Origin of the sequence: Pseudomonas sp. SORT22, assembly GCF_018417635.1 — a bacterium.
In the GTDB taxonomy this organism is placed as follows: Bacteria; Pseudomonadota; Gammaproteobacteria; order Pseudomonadales; family Pseudomonadaceae; genus Aquipseudomonas.
The window spans coordinates 5,503,437-5,519,745 of sequence record NZ_CP071007.1 but is presented as its reverse complement, the minus strand read 5'-3'; the positions used below and the strand labels follow the sequence as shown (position 1 = coordinate 5,519,745).

The window sequence follows — 16,309 nt, the reverse complement described above, 5'->3', positions numbered from 1 at the left end:
GCATCATGGTGATGGGAGCAGTTATGGCGGATCGGCACGATACGGTGGCGCTGGCCTGGGTCAGAGGGGCGATCGCCGACTGCCTGGGCCAGGCGCGCCTGACCCTTGAACACTTTGCCGCCGAGCCCGGCGATGAAGCGGTGCTCGACGGATTCGTCGAACAGCTGCACCAGGTGCGCGGCTGCCTGCTGATGCTCGAACTGCACGGCGCGGCGCTGCTCGCCGAAGAAATGGAACAACTGGGCCTGGCCTTGCGCCAGGGCCGCGCCAGCCAGCGCGGTGAAGCGCTGGGCGCGTTGTTTCGCGGCCTTGAGCAATTGCCGCTGTACCTGGAGCGCCTGCGCAGCGCCCGCCGCGACTTGCCGTTGGTGGTGTTGCCAGTGCTCAACCAATTGCGTGCCGAGCGCGGTGCCCAGGCCCTGGCCCAGGACAGCCTGCTGAGCAGCAGCCCGGCCGACGCCGAAGAGCTGGCCAACCTCGACCTGTACCTGGGCACCTGGCGCGATCGCCTGCAGGCCGGGCCGGATCGTGATGCCTTGCGTTCGGTGGTCGCCGCCCTGTGCGAAGACCTCAAGCGGGTCAAGGAGCGCCTCGACCAGTTCGTGCGCGGCGACCGCCAGCATCTTGAGGAACTGGAGCCGTTACTGGCGCCGCTGCGCCAGATCGCCGACACCCTGGCGGTCCTCGGCTTTGGCCAGCCGCGGCGGGTGATCATCGACCAGGTGCTGGTGCTGCAAAGCCTGGCCCAGGGTCAGCGCGAGCCTGCCGATGCGCTGCTGATGGATATCGCCGGCGCGCTGCTGTATGTCGAGGCCACCCTGGCCGGCATGGTCGGGCCGCTGGAGCAGAACAGCCAGAGCCCGCTGCCGGGCACCGACCTGGCGGAGATTCGCCAGCTGGTGCTGGAGGAAGCCTTCGCCGTGCTGCAGCAGGTCAAGGACCTGATCGGCGATTGCCTCGACGCCGGCTGGCAGCCGCAGCGTCTGCAGCCAGTGCCGGGCCTGCTGCAACAGGTGCGTGGCGCGCTGGCGATGCTGATGCTGCCGCGCGCAGCGGCGTTGATCGGGCAGTGCGGCGACTACGTGCATGCACAGCTGCTGGGCAGCGAGACCCTGGCGGATACTGCAGCCCTGAGCCACCTGGCCGAGGCCGTGAGTGCCTGTGAATGCTACCTGCAATGGCTGATTGCCGATCCCCAGGCCAACCCTTCGCGGTTCCTCGAGGCGGCGCAGCACAGCCTGGCTGCTTTGGGTTATCGGCCCGAGCCGGAACCGGCGTTGGTGGAAGCGCCTGTTGTTGCGGCGGATGAAGAAGCACCAATCGACGACGAGCTGCGGGAAATTTTCCTCGAAGAGGCCCACGAACTTCTGCCTTTGCTCAATCAGATGTGGACGCGCTGGCAAGCCGACGGCGCCGATCGTGACGCCCTGATCGAACTGCGCCGCGGTCTGCACACCCTCAAGGGTAGCGGGCGGATGGTCCGCGCCCAGGTGCTGGGGGAACTGGCCTGGGCGGCGGAGCACCTGCTCAATCGCGTGCTCGAGGGCCGGGTAGATATCGGTGCAGCGCCCCTGGCCGCCTTGCAGCAAGCGCTGGACACACTGCCTGGCTTGCTCGGCGAGTTTGCCCAGGCACTGGCGCCGGCGCATCCGCAGGTTGAACAACTGGCCGCGCACCTGCACGCCCTGGCCATGAACGACCCGCGCAGCGAGGCCGAGGCCGGCGAAGCCATCGACCCGCAATTGCTGGAGATCTTTCGCAACGAAGCCCTGGGTCACCTGGACAGTCTCGAAGCCTTCCTGCACGAGGCCGACAAGCAGTTGCCGCTGGCAGTCAGCGATAACCTGCAGCGCGCCCTGCACACCCTCAAGGGCAGTGCGGCGATGGCCGGGGTAGTACCGATTGCCGAGCTGGCCGGCGCCCTGGACTTGCTGGCGCGGGAGTTCAAGGCCCATCAGCTGGCCTTCGACCTGGAAGAAATCTACCTGCTGGAAACTGCCGAGCCGCTGCTGCGCCGTGGCGTGCAGCAGCTCTCCAGCGCGCCTCTGGCGCCGATTGCCGGGGCCGCGACGCTGATCGCCGATATTCACCAGGTGGTCGATGCGCGCCTGCAAGCTTTGCTCGAGGCGCCAAGCCAGGGCCTGCGGGTCAAGCGCGACCCGCAACTGATTGCCAGCTTCCTGGCCCAAGGCATGGACATCCTGCTCGACGCCGAATCGTTGCTTTTGCGCTGGCAGGAGCACCCGGGCGAGCGCCAGGAACTCAATGCCCTGCTTGATGAACTGACCACCCTCGGCCAGAGCGCACACCTGGCCGACCTGTGGCAGGTGGATGAGCTGTGTGAAGCCTTGCTCGACCTCTATGGCGCCGTGGAGGAGAGCAGCCTGGCGGTCAGCCCGCGGTTCTTCAGCGAGGCGCAAAGCGCCCATGAAGCGCTGATCGACATGCTCGACCAGATCGCCGCCGGCCAGGAAGTCGACCCGCGTCCGGAACGCCTGCAGGCCTTGCGCGAGCTGCTTGACGAAGGCCTCGACCCAGCGGCCATGGGCCTGGTCAATAGCCAGGGCGGGACAATCACCGAGCTTGTCAGTGCCACCGCCGAACTTGCGGCCCAAGCGCCGGACCCGGCCATGCTCGAACTGTTTCTCGATGAAGCCAGCGACATTCTCGACAGCGCCGACCAGGCCCTGGCGCGCTGGCTACTGGATACCGACAACGCCTCGGCGCTGTCGTCGCTGGCCCGCGACCTGCAAACCCTCAAGGGTGGCGCGCAGATGGCCGCCATGGGCGCGTTCGAGGTGCTGGCGCAAGAACTTGAGCTGCTTTACGAAGGTTTGGTGGACCGGCGCTTCAGCCCTGGCGCCGAGCTGTTTGCCCTGCTCAAGCGCAGCCACCAGCAACTGGCGCAGATGCTCGAACAACTGCAGCAAGGCCAGGTGCCGGCTGCCCAGGTAGAGCTGCTGGCGGCGCTGCGCGAGTTTCGTCATGAGGCGCCGCCGCCGGTGCCTGTGGATAAACCCGTCGAAGCGCAGCAGGATGCCGGCGACAAAGAGCTGCTGGAGATCTTCCTCGAAGAAAGCCTGGACCTGGTCGAAAGCTCCAGCGCGGCCTTGCTGCGCTGGCAGGCCGAGCCGCGTAATGGCGTTGAGGTAGAGAACCTGCTGCGCGACCTGCACACCCTCAAGGGCGGTGCGCGGATGGTCGAGATCGGGCCGATCGGCGATCTGGCCCATGAACTGGAGTTTCTCTACGAACTGCTCGCCGCCGGCCAGTTGCAACCGAGCCCGGCGCTGTTCAGCCTGCTGCAGAATTGCCACGACCGCCTGGCGCACATGCTCGATGCGGTGCGCCTGCAGCAACCGTTGCACGCGGCCACGGCGCTGATCGACTACATCCGCAACTTCAGCAGCGCCGCATTGGCCGATACCGCTGCCGGTCAGGCGCACCCGGATACGGCGCCGCCAGAGCTGCCGGTGACCGCCCCTGAGCGTGGCGCCGGGGATATGGTCAAGGTGGCCTCGGAGCTGCTTGATGACCTGGGCAACCTGGCCGGAGAGAATTCGATCATCCGTGGCCGCATTGAGCAGCAGGTCAATGACGCCCAAGTGGCCCTGAACGAGATGGAAACCACCCTGGAGCGCATGCGCGACCAGTTGCGCCGCCTGGATACCGAAACCCAGGGGCGCATCCTCAGCCGCCAGGCCGATGGCGACGGCCAGGCCTACGACGATTTCGACCCGCTGGAAATGGACCGCCATTCGCAGCTGCAGCAACTGTCGCGGGCGTTGTTCGAATCGGCCTCCGACCTGCTCGACCTCAAGGAAACCCTGAGCGTGCGCGCCCATGACGCGCACAGCCTGTTGCAGCAACAGGCGCGGGTCAACAGCGACCTGCAGGAAGGCCTGATGCGCACCCGCATGGTGCCGTTCGAGCGCCTGGTGCCGCGCTTGCAGCGGGTGGTGCGGCAGGTCTCCAGCGAGCTGGGCAAGCAGGTCGAACTGGTGGTCGGCAATGCCGAGGGCGAGATGGACCGCAGCGTTCTGGAACGCATGATGGCGCCGCTGGAGCACATGCTGCGCAACGCCGTCGACCATGGCCTGGAGTCGCGCGAGGCGCGCCTGGCAGCGGGCAAGCCTGCGCACGGGCTGATCTCGCTGAACCTGCTGCATGAAGGCGCCGACATCGTCATCGAAATGACCGACGACGGTGCCGGGGTGCCGCTGGAAGCCGTGCGGCGCAAGGCGATCAAGCGCGGTTTGCTCGACCCTGCAGCGGTGCTCAGTGACCACGAGATCATGCAGTTCATCCTCCAGCCAGGGTTTTCCACCGCCGAGAAGATCACCCAGATTTCCGGGCGCGGCCTGGGCATGGACGTGGTCCATGAAGAGGTCAAGCAGCTCGGAGGTTCGATGGTGATCGAGTCGAAGCCGGGCAAGGGCGCGCGCTTTTTGATTCGCCTGCCATTCACGGTGTCCATCAACCGTGGCTTGATGGTGCACTACGGCGAAGAGCAGTACGCGATTCCGCTCAATACCATCGAAGGGATCGTCCGCGTGCCGCCGGCCGAACTCGAGGCGTGCTATCAGCTTGATCCGCCGCATTACCAGTACGCCGGGCATCGCTACGAGCTGCGCTACCTGGGCGAGCTGCTGCAGGGGGCGGCGCAGCCGAAACTGTTGGGCCAGAGCCTGCCGCTGCCGGTGCTGCTGGTGCACTCCCACGACCAGCAATACGCTGTGCAGGTCGATGGCCTGGCGGCCAGCCGCGAGATCGTGGTCAAAAGCCTGGGGCCGCAGTTTGCCGCGGTCCAGGGCTTGTCCGGGGCGACCTTGCTGGGCGATGGCCGGGTGGTGCTGATTCTCGATCTGCTCGGCCAGTTGCGCGGTTTGCAGCAGCAGTTGGCGCTGCACCAGCACAGCAGCGAAGGCCTGCGCCGGGACAGCCATGGCAGCTTGCCGCAACGGCCGCTGCTGGTAATGGTGGTGGATGACTCGGTGACGGTGCGCAAGGTTACCGGGCGCCTGCTCGAACGCCACGGCATGAACGTACTGACCGCCAAGGACGGGGTCGATGCCATGGCCCTGCTGCAGGAGCATCGCCCGGACATTCTCCTGCTGGATATCGAGATGCCGCGCATGGACGGCTTTGAAGTCGCCACGCAGATCCGCCACGACCCCAGGCTCAAGGACCTGCCGATCATCATGATCACTTCGCGTACCGGCCAGAAACACCGCGACCGGGCCATGGCCATCGGCGTCAATGACTACCTGGGCAAGCCCTATCAGGAATCGGTGCTGCTGCAGAGCATCGCCCAATGGAGTCGCCGCGATGCTTGAACAACCGGCCCGGCAAAACCGGCGCAGCAGCCTCACCGGCCTGCTGCTGCCCTTGAGCGATCGCTGCCTGGTACTGCCCAACGTGGCCGTGGCCGAACTGATCGGCTTTCAGGCCGGCAGCCCGGCGCTGGACGCGCCCGAGTGGATGCTCGGCTGGATCGACTGGCGCGGCCAGCGCCTGCCGCTGCTGAGTTTCGAGTCGGCCTGCGACGGCCAGTTGCAGGTTGGCGAGCGGGCGCGGATCGTCGTGCTCAATGCCCTGGGCGACAGCCCGCTGCGCTTTGTCGCCTTGCTGGTGCAGGGTATTCCGCGCTCGTGCAAGCTCGACAGCCAGCTCAACTACGTCGATGTGCCGCTGGCCGGCCTGGAGCTGGCGGCGGTACAGGTGGGCGAACAGGTGGCACGGGTGCCGGACCTGCCCGCGCTGGAGCAACTGTTGGTAGACGCAGGGGTGGTTTGACGCATTTGCCTGTGTAGGATGGGAGACCTGTTTTAAGTCAGGAGGATCCTGTTGCATGTATCACGGTGAACGTTTCAACGCCTGGACCCATCTGGTCGGCGCCGTTCTGGCCTGCATCGGCGCCATCTGGCTGCTGGTGGTGGCGAGCCTGCAAGGCGACCCCTGGAAGATCGTCAGCCTGGCGATCTATGGCTTTACCCTGCTGTTGCTCTACAGCATCTCGACCCTTTATCACAGCGTGCGCGGCAAAGCCAAAGTGATCATGCGCAAGCTCGATCACCTGTCGATCTACCTGTTGATTGCCGGCAGCTATACGCCGTTCTGCCTGGTCAGCCTGCGCGGGCCCTGGGGCTGGAGCCTGTTCGGGGTGGTCTGGGGGCTGGCGGTGATCGGCATGCTGCAAGAGATCAAGCCGCGCTCCGAAGCGCGGGTCATGTCGATCATCATCTATGCGCTGATGGGCTGGATCGTGCTGGTGGCGGTCAAGCCGCTGCTCGCCAGCCTCGGCGCCGCAGGCTTTGCCTGGCTAGCGGCCGGTGGCGCGTTCTACACCATCGGCATCATCTTCTTTGCCTACGACAGCCGCTTTCGCCATTGGCATGGTATCTGGCACCTGTTCGTGATCGCCGGCAGCCTGCTGCACTTCATCGCGGTGTTCTTCTACGTGCTCTAGAAGTCGCCCCACAGCTGCTGGGCGACGGCCAGGGCCACGACTGGCGCGGTTTCGGTGCGCAATACGCGCGGGCCCAGGCGTGCGGCATGGAAGCCGGTGGCCTTGGCCTGCTCGACTTCGGCCTCGCTGAGGCCGCCTTCTGGGCCGATCAAAAACGCCAGGCTGGCGGGCTGCTGATGGCTGACCATGGGTTCGGCGACCGGGTGCAGGACCAGCTTGAGGTCCTGGTCGCAGGCCTTGAGCCAGTCTGCCAGCGGCTGTGGTGGGTGGATGACCGGTACGCTGGAGCGCCCGCATTGCTCGCAGGCGCTGATCGCCACCTGGCGCCAATGAGCCATGCGCTTGTCGGCGCGTTCATCCTTGAGGCGTACTTCGCAGCGCTCGCTGACGATCGGGGTGATAGCGCTGACGCCCAGTTCAGTGGCCTTCTGGATTGCCCAGTCCATGCGCTCGCCGCGCGACAGGCCCTGGCCGAGGTGAACCTGCAGGCTGGAGTCGGCTTGCCCGGCGAAGGCTTCGTCGAGCTGCACGCGGACGGTTTTCTTGCCGACTTCCAGCAATTGGCCGCGAAACTCCTGGCCGCTGCCGTCGAACAGTTGCACGGCATCGCCAACCGCCATGCGCAGCACGCGGCCGATGTAGTGGGCCTGGGCTTCGGGCAGGTCGTGGGCGCCGAGGCTCAGGGGGGCGTCGATGAAAAAGCGGGACAGTCTCATGTACTAACTCTAAAAATGTGTTGGCAGTGCGGGCTTCATCGCGGGGCAAGCCCGCTCCTACAGGGATCTTTGCAGGAGCGGGCTTGCCCCGCGATGCTGTTAGCCCGGATCGCGGAAATCAGGGTGAAAATCAGCCGGCACTGCCACGCTGACGCGGCTGCTGGTGGCAATGTCGATACCCTCGGTGGCCACCTCGGCGAGGAAGTCGATCTGCTCCGGGGTGATCACGTAGGGCGGCAGGAAATACACCACGCTGCCCAGCGGGCGCAGCAGGGCGCCACGGCTCAGGGCGTGCTCGAAGACCTTCAGGCCACGGCGTTCCTGCCACGGGTAGGCGGTCTTGCTGGCCTTGTCCTGGACCATCTCGATGGCCAGGGCCATGCCGGTCTGGCGCACTTCGCCAACTTGCGGGTGGTCGACCAGGTGCTCGGTGGCGCTGGCCATGCGCTGGGCCAGGGCCTTGTTGGCCTCGATGACGTTGTCCTGCGCGAAGATATCCAGGGTCGCCAGCGCCGCGGCACAGGCCAGCGGGTTGCCGGTGTAGCTGTGCGAGTGGAGGAAGGCGCGCAGGGTCGGGTAATCGTCGTAGAAGGCGCTGTACACCTCGTTGGTGGTCAGGCACGCGGCCAGCGGCAGGTAGCCACCGGTCAGGGCCTTGGACAGGCACAGGAAATCCGGGCGGATGCCGGCCTGTTCGCAGGCGAACATCGTCCCGGTGCGGCCAAAGCCCACGGCGATCTCGTCGTGGATCAGGTGCACGCCATAGCGGTCACAGGCCTCGCGCAGCAGCTTGAGGTATACGGGGTGGTACATGCGCATGCCACCGGCGCCCTGGATCAGCGGTTCGACGATCACCGCGGCGACCGTGGCGTGGTGTTCAGCCAGGGTCTGCTCCATGGCCGCGAACATGTTGCGCGAGTGCTCTTCCCAGCCCATGCCCTCGGGGCGCAGGTAGCAATCGGGGCTTGGCACCTTGATGGTGTCGAGCAGCAGCGCCTTGTAGGTCTCGGTGAACAACGGCACGTCGCCGACCGACATCGCCGCGATGGTCTCGCCGTGATAGCTGTTGCTCAGGGTGACGAAGCGCTTCTTCTCTGGCTGGCCTTTGTTCAGCCAGTAGTGAAAGCTCATTTTCAGCGCCACTTCGATACAGGACGAACCATTATCGGCGTAGAACACCCGGTCCAGGCCTTCGGGGGTGATTTGCACCAGGCGCTCGGACAGCTCGATCACCGGCTGGTGGCTGAAGCCTGCGAGAATCACGTGCTCAAGCTGGTCGACCTGGTCCTTGATGCGCTGGTTGATGCGCGGGTTGGCATGGCCGAAGGCGTTGACCCACCAGGAGCTGACGGCGTCGAGGTAGCGCTTGCCTTCGAAGTCTTCCAGCCACACGCCTTCGCCGCGCTTGATCGGAATCAGCGGCAGTTGTTCGTGATCTTTCATCTGGGTGCAGGGGTGCCACAGGACCTTGAGGTCACGTTGCATCCACTGTTGGTTGAGGCCCATTTCGATTCTCCTGGCGACGGCGGCTCGGACATGCCGCGCAAGCCTATGCAATGCGCCGGTCGAGAACAACCCGTGCGCTGCAATCAGGGTGCTGGCGTTGCTGGCGGGGGCGCTTGGCGTGGCGTATCCTTCGGCTACTCTTTCTGGGGGATCCCCCCAAACACTTCTGCTTTGATCCGGAGTTCGCCGAATGTCTGCTGGTTGGCTGCGCGCCTGTGCGCTGGTAATGATAGGACTGTTCAGCGGCACTGCGCTGGCCAAGGACAAGGCCCCGACGGCGATCGTCGTCGGTGGCGGTCTGGCCGGCCTGACAGCCGCCTATGAGTTGCAGAACAAGGGCTGGCAGGTGACCCTGCTGGAAGCCAAGACCGGTATGGGCGGGCGCTCGGGCCTGGCCACCAGTGAATGGATCGGCAACAGCAAGGCCCAGCCGGTGCTCAACCAGTACCTGGATGCCTTCAAGCTCAGCACCTTGCCGGCACCTGAGTTCGTGCGTACCCCGGGTTACCTGATCGATGGCGAGTATTTCAGCGCCGCCGACCTCAGCACCAAGCAACCGGCCACCGCCGAAGCGCTCAAGCGTTACGAGAAGACCCTCGACGACCTCGCACGCTCGATCGACGATCCGCTGAACCCAGCCGCCAACAGCACCCTGTTCGCCCTCGACCAGCTCAACGTTTCCGGCTGGCTCGACAAGCTGCAACTGCCGGCCACCGCGCGCCAGCTGGTCAACCAGCAGATCCGTACCCGCTATGACGAGCCGTCGCGCCTGTCGCTGCTCTATTTCGCCCAGCAGACCCGCGTCTACCGCGGCGTCAGCGACCGTGACCTGCGCGCCGCACGCCTGCCAGGCGGTAGCCCGGTGCTGGCCCAGGCCTTCGTCAAGCAATTGAAAACCATCAAGACCCAGTCGCCGGTCAGCGCCATCATCCAGGACAAGGACGGCGTCACCGTCAAGGTTGGCAGCGTCGGTTACCAGGCCGACTACGTCGTGCTGGCCGTACCGCTGCGCGCGCTGTCGAAGATCCAGATGACTCCGGGCCTGGACACCAAGCACCTGGCCGCCCTCAAGGGCACCAACTACGGCTGGCGCGACCAGCTGATGCTCAAGTTCAAGACCCCGGTGTGGGAAAGCCGCGCGCGGATGTCTGGCGAGATCTACAGCAACACCGGCCTGGGCATGCTCTGGATCGAGCCTGCGCTCAAGGGCGGCGCTAACGTGGTGATCAACCTCTCCGGTGACAACGCGCGCCTGCTGCAGGCCTTTGGCGACAAGCAGATGGTCGACCAGGTGCTGATCCGTCTGCACGCCTTCTACCCGCAAGCCCGTGGCGCCTTCACCGGCTACGAAGTACGCCGTTACAGCACTGACGTGGGTACCGGTGGCGCCTACCTGGCCTATGGCCCTGGGCAGATCAGCAAGTACTGGCGCCTGTGGGAGCGTCCGGTGCAGCGGGTTGCCTTTGCTGGCGAGCACACCGATGCGATGTACCCGGGCACCCTCGAAGGCGCTCTGCGCAGTGGCCAGCGCGCTGCCAGCCAGGTCCAGGACCTGGCCGCGGGCAAGTCGTTCGAGCCGGTCAAGGCGGTTGCCGCCACGGCCGCTGCCGGCACCGCGGCTGCCGCGGCGAGCAAAGGTAATTTCTTCAGCAACCTGTTTGGCGGATCGTCCGACAAGCCGGCCAAGGCCGAAGAGCCGGTGAAGAAGGAAGAGGGCAAGCCAGGCTTCTTCAAGCGCATGTTCGGTAGCGATGACAAGCCTGCCGAGCAGCCAGCGGCCAAGCAGGCCGAGGTGGCTCCGGCCCCTGCGCCGGCGCCAGCACCTGCGGTCGCCCCGGTTGCCAAGGAAGAGCCAGCCAAGGCGCCGGTGAAAGCCGCTCCGGCCAAACCAGCGGCCAAGCAGGCACCGGCGAAAAAGCCGGCAGCCAAGGCGCAACAGCCGAAGAAAACCGCAGCCAAGGCTGCGCCTGCGAAAAAAGCCGCCGCCAAGGCGGAACCAGTGAAAAAGCCGGTAGCCAACACCCAGGCCAAGGCGCAGTAATGCGCTGACTTCATCGCCGGCAACGCCGGCTCCTACAGGGGCAAGTACACACCGAACCTGTGGGAGCCAGCCTTGCCGGCGATGGGCCGCGCAGCGGCCCCAAGGCCCGCAGGGTCTTCCCTTCCCACGTAGTTAATGTTTCCTTAATAGCTTCGTTTCATACTAAAGATCATATTTCTCGATATTTCAGAGCAAGTTTTTCTGCTTTTATTCGATTAATAAATCGTTAGTCTGAGCACAGTTCTTACAGGGAAACACGGCAATGCAACTGCGCAACTCACCTTCTCGTTATGGCTTTGTCAGCATCGTCCTGCACTGGGGTGTTGCACTGGCTGTATTCGGCCTGTTCGGCCTGGGCCTGTGGATGATGGGCCTGGACTACTACAGCCCATGGCGCAAAGACGCCCCCGACCTGCACAAAAGTATCGGCCTGGTGCTGCTCGGTGTGATGCTCCTGCGCGTGCTCTGGCGCTTTCTCAGCCCACCGCCGCCAGCGCTGCCCAACCACGGCAAACTCACCCGCCTCGCCTCCAAGGCCGGCCATGGCCTGCTGTACCTGGGGCTGTTCGCGGTGATGTTCGCCGGCTACATGATTTCTACCGCCGACGGCGTTGGCATCCCGGTGTTCGGCCTGTTTGAAGTGCCGGCGCTGGTCAGCAACCTGCCCGATCAGGCCGATGTCGCCGGCGAGATCCATTTCTACCTGGCCTGGGGCCTGGTGATCTTTGCCGGGCTGCACGGCCTGGCAGCCCTGAAACACCACTTTATCGACCGTGACGCGACCCTGATCCGCATGCTGGGCCGCAAAGCTTGATGTTCAACCTCAACTCCAAAAGGGATATAGACGCATGTTGAAAAAGACTTTTGCCGCTCTGGCGCTCGGTACCGCACTGTTCTCGGCCGGTCAGGCAATGGCAGCAGACTACAAGATCGACAAGGAAGGCCAGCACGCCTTCGTTGACTGGAAGATCAGCCACCTGGGCTACAGCTTCATCCACGGCACCTTCAAGGACTTCGATGGCTCCTTCAGCTGGGACGCCGCCAAGCCTGAAGCCAGCAAGATCGCCGTCGACCTGAAAACCGCCAGCCTGTGGTCCAACCACGCCGAGCGTGACAAGCACATCGCCAGCAAAGATTTCCTCGATGTGAGCAAGTTCCCAGAGGCCAAGTTCGTCTCCACCGCTGTCAAATCGACCGGCGAGAAAACTGCTGACGTGACTGGCGACCTGACCCTGCACGGCGTCACCAAGCCAGTCATCTTCAAGGCCACCTTCAACGGTGAAGGCAAGGATCCATGGGGCGGCGAGCGCGCCGGTTTCAACGCCAAGACCACGCTGAACCTGAACGACTTCGGCATCAAAGGCCCAGGCCCGTCTTCGCAGACCCTGGATCTGGACATCTCGATCGAAGGTATCAAGCAGAAGTAATGCTTGCTGCATAAACGAAAACGCCGCCCCTAGGGGCGGCGTTTTTGTTGGCGCGGTCGCTGAATCAGCGGTTACGCGTCAGCAGCGCAGGCTTCTCGCCACGTGGACGGCTTGGCAGCTGCTCGAGCTGTTCGGCAGTCGGGAAGCGGTCGACCTTCGACTCCTTGTGGACGATCTTCGGCTGCGGCTGGCCCTCACGCGGATTGCGCACGGCCGGCTCTTTGCTCGCTTGATCGTCGCGCGCCGGGCGGCGATTGCGACCGCCACCGTCGCGGCTGCCGCCACCATTACGGGCACCGCCGCCGCGCTTCTCGCCATTGGCCGAAGCACCACCACCGCTGCGCGGACCGTTGTTGCTGCGCGGCTGGCCGCCACGTGGCTGGCCACCGGTGCTGGCGCCGGTGCCGGTCTGGGCAGGTGCGCCCGGACGACGGTTACGGCCCTGGTTGCCCTTGTTCTGGTAAGGGCTGACGTAGTCGGCGCGGTTGCCGAAGTTGTCGACTTCGTCATCCAGGAACTCTTCCGGATCACGATTGGCCGGAACTTGCGGAACACCTGGCTGGCCCGACTGGGCCTGCCGCGGTTTGTTGTCGCGGGGCTTGCGCTCCTGGCGACCACCGGCGGATTTCTCCGCGGTTTTTTCCTTGTCCTTGTCGCGGCCTTTGTCTTTGCCCTGGTCCTTACCCTTGTCCTTGCGACCGCCGCTACCGGCATTGCTGCCATCGGCGCGCTGGCCACGGCCACCACGCGGATTGTTTTGCGGACGCTCACGGGTCTCGGGTTTCTCGGCTTCGACCTTGGAGGCATCAAAGCCCATCAGGTCGCCATCCGGGATCTTCTGGCGGGTAACGCGCTCGATGCTCTTGAGCAGTTTTTCTTCATCCGGAGCGACCAGCGAGATGGCCTCGCCCGAACGACCGGCACGACCGGTACGGCCGATACGGTGAACGTAGTCTTCTTCAACGTTGGGCAGTTCGAAGTTGACCACGTGCGGCAACTGGTCGATGTCCAGGCCACGGGCGGCGATATCGGTGGCAACCATGATGCGCACGCTGCCGGCCTTGAAGTCGGCCAGGGCCTTGGTGCGCGCGTTCTGGCTCTTGTTGCCGTGGATCGCGGCGGCGGTCAGGCCGTGTTTTTCCAGGTACTCGGCCAGGCGGTTGGCGCCATGCTTGGTACGGGTGAACACCAGCACCTGTTCCCACGCACCGGTGGTGATCAGGTGTGCCAGCAAGGCGCGCTTGTGGCTGGCCGGCAGGCGGTAGACGCGCTGCTCGATACGCTCGACCGTGGTGTTCGGCGGCGTGACCTCGATGCGCTCGGGGTTGTGCAGCAGCTTGTCGGCAAGGTCAGTAATGTCTTTGGAGAAGGTCGCCGAGAACAGCAGGTTCTGACGCTTGGCCGGCAGGCGGGCAAGGACCTTCTTCACATCATGGATGAAGCCCATGTCGAGCATGCGGTCGGCTTCGTCGAGCACCAGGGTCTCGACGTGGGACAGGTCAACGCTGCCCTGGCCGGCGAGATCCAGCAGACGGCCGGGGCAGGCCACCAGCACGTCGACACCCTTGGCCATGGCCTGAACCTGTGGGTTCATGCCGACGCCACCAAAGATGCAGGCGCTGACGAATTTGAGGTCGCGGGCGTAAACCTTGAAGCTGTCGTGAACCTGGGCGGCCAGTTCGCGCGTCGGGGTCAGCACCAGTACCCGCGGCTGGCGTGGGCCATGGCGCTGGGATTTGTCCGGGTGACCACCGGGGAACAGGCGTTCAAGGATCGGCAGGGCGAAACCGCCGGTTTTACCAGTACCTGTCTGGGCGGCAACCATCAGGTCGCGGCCTTGCAACACGGCGGGAATGGCCCGCTGTTGCACCGGAGTGGGCTGGGTGTAGCCCGCAGCCTCGATGGCGCGAACTAGAGCCTCGGAGAGACCGAGGGAAGCAAAGGACATGAGTAATCCTGTTTTAATGGGGGCTGAGCCCGATGGGATAATCTTGCCTGGCGCGACGGGCATCAGCTGATGCTATCGCGTCCGGTCCAGCAGGGTCTTCAATGCGCATCCGGGGCGGCGGGCGGGCTCTGGGCCGCGCTGTCCTGCCGGTCGGGATGCCTTTTGCAAGGCCGAGCGTCCGGGCGTAAGCCTGGCGGGAAGGCCCGAGTATAACAGAGCATTCAGCGCATGCTGCTTTCCTGCTGCTCAACGGCGGTTGGAAAGTTTTCCGCAGTGCCGGCGTAGCGTGCATGCAGCGCGGCATAGGCCGGCTCGCGCTTGAAGCGCCGCAGCTCGGCGGCAAAGCGCTGGGCCAGCAGGTCCATGCCGACATTGCGGCGCACCGCCAGGTACTGGCTGTGGCGGCTGATCACCAGAGGCAGTTCGCTGATCTGCTGTTCCAGGCCCAATGTCTTGATCATATAGCGGCCCACACGGCGGTCGGTGATCAACAGGTCGATACGTCCGCGCTGGAGCTTGCCGAAGTTGGCCTCGTGAGTGGGGGCCGGCTCGCGGGTGAACAGCGGTGAGTCGATAAACGCGCCACCATAGCTGTAACCGGGCGAAGTGCCGACGGTAAGGCCGCTCAGGTCTTCCAGGCGCTTGACCTTGTGCGGGCGAGCGTTGGCATAGAACAGGGTAAATTCGACGTCGGACAGCGGCTCGCTGGGGTAGAACAACTGGCTGTCGCGCTGTTCGGTCTGGAAGATGTCCAGCACGCCATCGGCCAGGCCCTGCTCGATCATCGCCAGGCAGCGCTTCCAGGGCAGGAACTGCCATTCCACCTCGACCCCCAGGCGCTTGAATACCTCGGCGGTGACCTCATAGTCGATGCCTTTGGCCTGGCCGTCTTCGAGATAGACGTAGGGGGCCCAGGGTTCGGTGACGATACGCAGCTTCTCGCCGTGGGCAAAGGCACTCAGGCAAGTGAGAATCAGCGCGGTCAACAGGCGGGTGAAATCGGGCATGGCTGGAGATTACGACGTGTGCACGGCTATGGCTAGTAGCCGTGCATGTCGAGCCCGCCTGGGTGTCAGCGCTGTGATCGCTTTAACAGTGAATCACGCACCGTGCGGTGCTTGCGGCCCAGCGACAGGCGCATGCCTGGGTGCTCGAACCATCGCTGCAGGGTATCGGCGCAGATCGGCCGCGGATGGCGGGCCCTGGCGTTGTCCAGGGCCTTGTCCCACCAGGCCGTAGCGCAGGCGCGGTCGAACTCGTTGGGGTAGTCGTAGCAGCCATTGAGCAGTTCGCGCATGAACTGGCGCTGTTCGCTCGGCAGGGCCAGGCTCAGCGCCTTGTAGCCCAGGCGTTGCAAGGTCGGCGGTTTGGGCAACTGGGCGTTGACGCGGGTGACATCCGCCAACGCCTCTTCGCTCAGGGGTGCGTGCTGGTGCTTGGCCAGCCAGGCCTGGACCTTGGCCCGGAACAGCTGCTTGCGGCTCCAGTAGTGATGGATCAGGTCGGTGCACTGGTTGACCTGCATCTGCCGGTAGGCGGCCACGCCCAGGCAGAACTCCTCCAGGGTGTAGGCGCCGTTGGCGTGGGGGTAGTACTCGTCCATCAAGGCGATGGAGCGGTCCAGCAATGGCGCATCTTCCTGCATCAGGCCAATCACCCCGGAGTTCAGCAGCGGCATGTGCCGGTCGGCCAGCCCGCGTTCTTCGAGCATTGCTGCCAGGCTCTGGAACAGCGGGCACTGAGGATCATTGCCATAGGTACTGCCGATGGCATTGCACAGCAGGGTGCCTGGCTTGACCCGGCGGAACAGCTCGATGGGCGACTGATGGAAGAACGTGTCGGTATCGATCAGCACGGCCATGGGCGCGCTGGCAAGCACCTGACGCAGCACCACGTGCTTGCTGCGAAAGTGGTAGCCGTAGGGCTGGTTCCAGGCTTCACGGGTGGCGGCGTCGAGTGGATGAACAGTTACCGGCAGGTGCCGGTAGGGTTCGGGATTGTCGCTGTAGACCTGGATATCAAGTGCTTCCCCGGGTGTCTTGCGCAGGTTGGCCAGGGCGCTGACAATGCTGAACTGGGCTTCCTGGTGGTAGGTGGGCGGCCCGAAGACCAGGTAAACGAGTTGCGGTCGAGCAGGGGTAAGTCCTTGGCGCATGGAAGGCACGAAAATCCGTCTGGGGGCAGGAATGCAGAAAGGCCCTT

General features: G+C 64.7%; 10 protein-coding genes and 2 pseudogenes. 7 read left to right on the top strand and 5 right to left on the bottom strand.

Going from position 1 to position 16,309, the window contains the following annotated elements:
- Positions 1-5 precede the first annotated feature (5 nt).
- The 4 genes and pseudogenes from JYG36_RS25280 to trhA form a co-directional block, all read left to right on the top strand.
- Positions 6-4,820 (top strand): annotated as a pseudogene (locus JYG36_RS25280) (Hpt domain-containing protein); the annotation flags it as partial.
- Positions 4,821-4,949: 129 nt separating this feature from the next.
- Positions 4,950-5,336, top strand: a pseudogene (locus JYG36_RS26935) (response regulator); the annotation flags it as partial.
- The gene (locus JYG36_RS25275) at positions 5,329-5,796 is read left to right on the top strand and encodes a chemotaxis protein CheW (protein ID WP_093376918.1); all 468 of its coding nucleotides are present in this window, start codon (positions 5,329-5,331) and stop codon (positions 5,794-5,796) included. The pseudogene JYG36_RS26935 and the gene JYG36_RS25275, both read left to right, overlap by 8 nt.
- A 55-nt stretch (positions 5,797-5,851) precedes the next feature.
- Positions 5,852-6,469 (top strand): PAQR family membrane homeostasis protein TrhA, encoded by a 618-nt coding sequence (gene trhA, locus JYG36_RS25270; RefSeq protein WP_045193841.1) that lies wholly within the window; start codon positions 5,852-5,854, stop codon positions 6,467-6,469.
- Here the strand turns inward: trhA and JYG36_RS25265 are convergent.
- Both JYG36_RS25265 and JYG36_RS25260 read right to left on the bottom strand, forming a co-directional pair.
- On the bottom strand, positions 6,466-7,185 hold the full coding sequence (locus tag JYG36_RS25265; protein ID WP_045193840.1) for a 16S rRNA (uracil(1498)-N(3))-methyltransferase: 720 nt from the start codon (positions 7,183-7,185) through the stop codon (positions 6,466-6,468). The genes trhA and JYG36_RS25265 overlap by 4 nt on opposite strands.
- A gap of 99 nt (positions 7,186-7,284) precedes the next feature.
- Complete coding sequence (locus JYG36_RS25260; RefSeq protein ID WP_045193839.1) at positions 7,285-8,691, bottom strand: adenosylmethionine--8-amino-7-oxononanoate transaminase; 1,407 nt, start codon at positions 8,689-8,691, stop codon at positions 7,285-7,287.
- Positions 8,692-8,881: 190 nt separating this feature from the next.
- On the opposite strand from JYG36_RS25260, the gene JYG36_RS25255 reads away from it, so the two are divergent.
- From JYG36_RS25255 to JYG36_RS25245, 3 genes are all read left to right on the top strand, one after another.
- The gene (locus tag JYG36_RS25255; RefSeq protein ID WP_093376915.1) at positions 8,882-10,732 is read left to right on the top strand and encodes a flavin monoamine oxidase family protein; all 1,851 of its coding nucleotides are present in this window, start codon (positions 8,882-8,884) and stop codon (positions 10,730-10,732) included.
- A 262-nt stretch (positions 10,733-10,994) separates the two neighbouring features.
- Positions 10,995-11,546: a cytochrome b gene (locus JYG36_RS25250; protein WP_045193834.1), complete on the top strand. Its 552-nt coding sequence runs from the start codon at positions 10,995-10,997 to the stop codon at positions 11,544-11,546.
- Positions 11,547-11,580: 34 nt separating this feature from the next.
- Positions 11,581-12,159 (top strand): YceI family protein, encoded by a 579-nt coding sequence (locus JYG36_RS25245; RefSeq protein WP_093376912.1) that lies wholly within the window; start codon positions 11,581-11,583, stop codon positions 12,157-12,159.
- A 64-nt stretch (positions 12,160-12,223) separates the two neighbouring features.
- Here JYG36_RS25245 and rhlE2 read toward each other — a convergent pair whose 3' ends face one another.
- The 3 genes from rhlE2 to JYG36_RS25230 form a co-directional block, all read right to left on the bottom strand.
- Positions 12,224-14,107: an RNA helicase RhlE2 gene (gene rhlE2, locus JYG36_RS25240; RefSeq protein WP_045193831.1), complete on the bottom strand. Its 1,884-nt coding sequence runs from the start codon at positions 14,105-14,107 to the stop codon at positions 12,224-12,226.
- A gap of 221 nt (positions 14,108-14,328) precedes the next feature.
- The gene (locus tag JYG36_RS25235; RefSeq protein WP_213602654.1) at positions 14,329-15,114 is read right to left on the bottom strand and encodes a substrate-binding periplasmic protein; all 786 of its coding nucleotides are present in this window, start codon (positions 15,112-15,114) and stop codon (positions 14,329-14,331) included.
- 65 nt (positions 15,115-15,179) lie between these two features.
- Positions 15,180-16,262, bottom strand: a complete 1,083-nt coding sequence (locus JYG36_RS25230) for a hypothetical protein (protein ID WP_093376904.1) — start codon at positions 16,260-16,262, stop codon at positions 15,180-15,182.
- Positions 16,263-16,309: the final 47 nt, after the last annotated feature.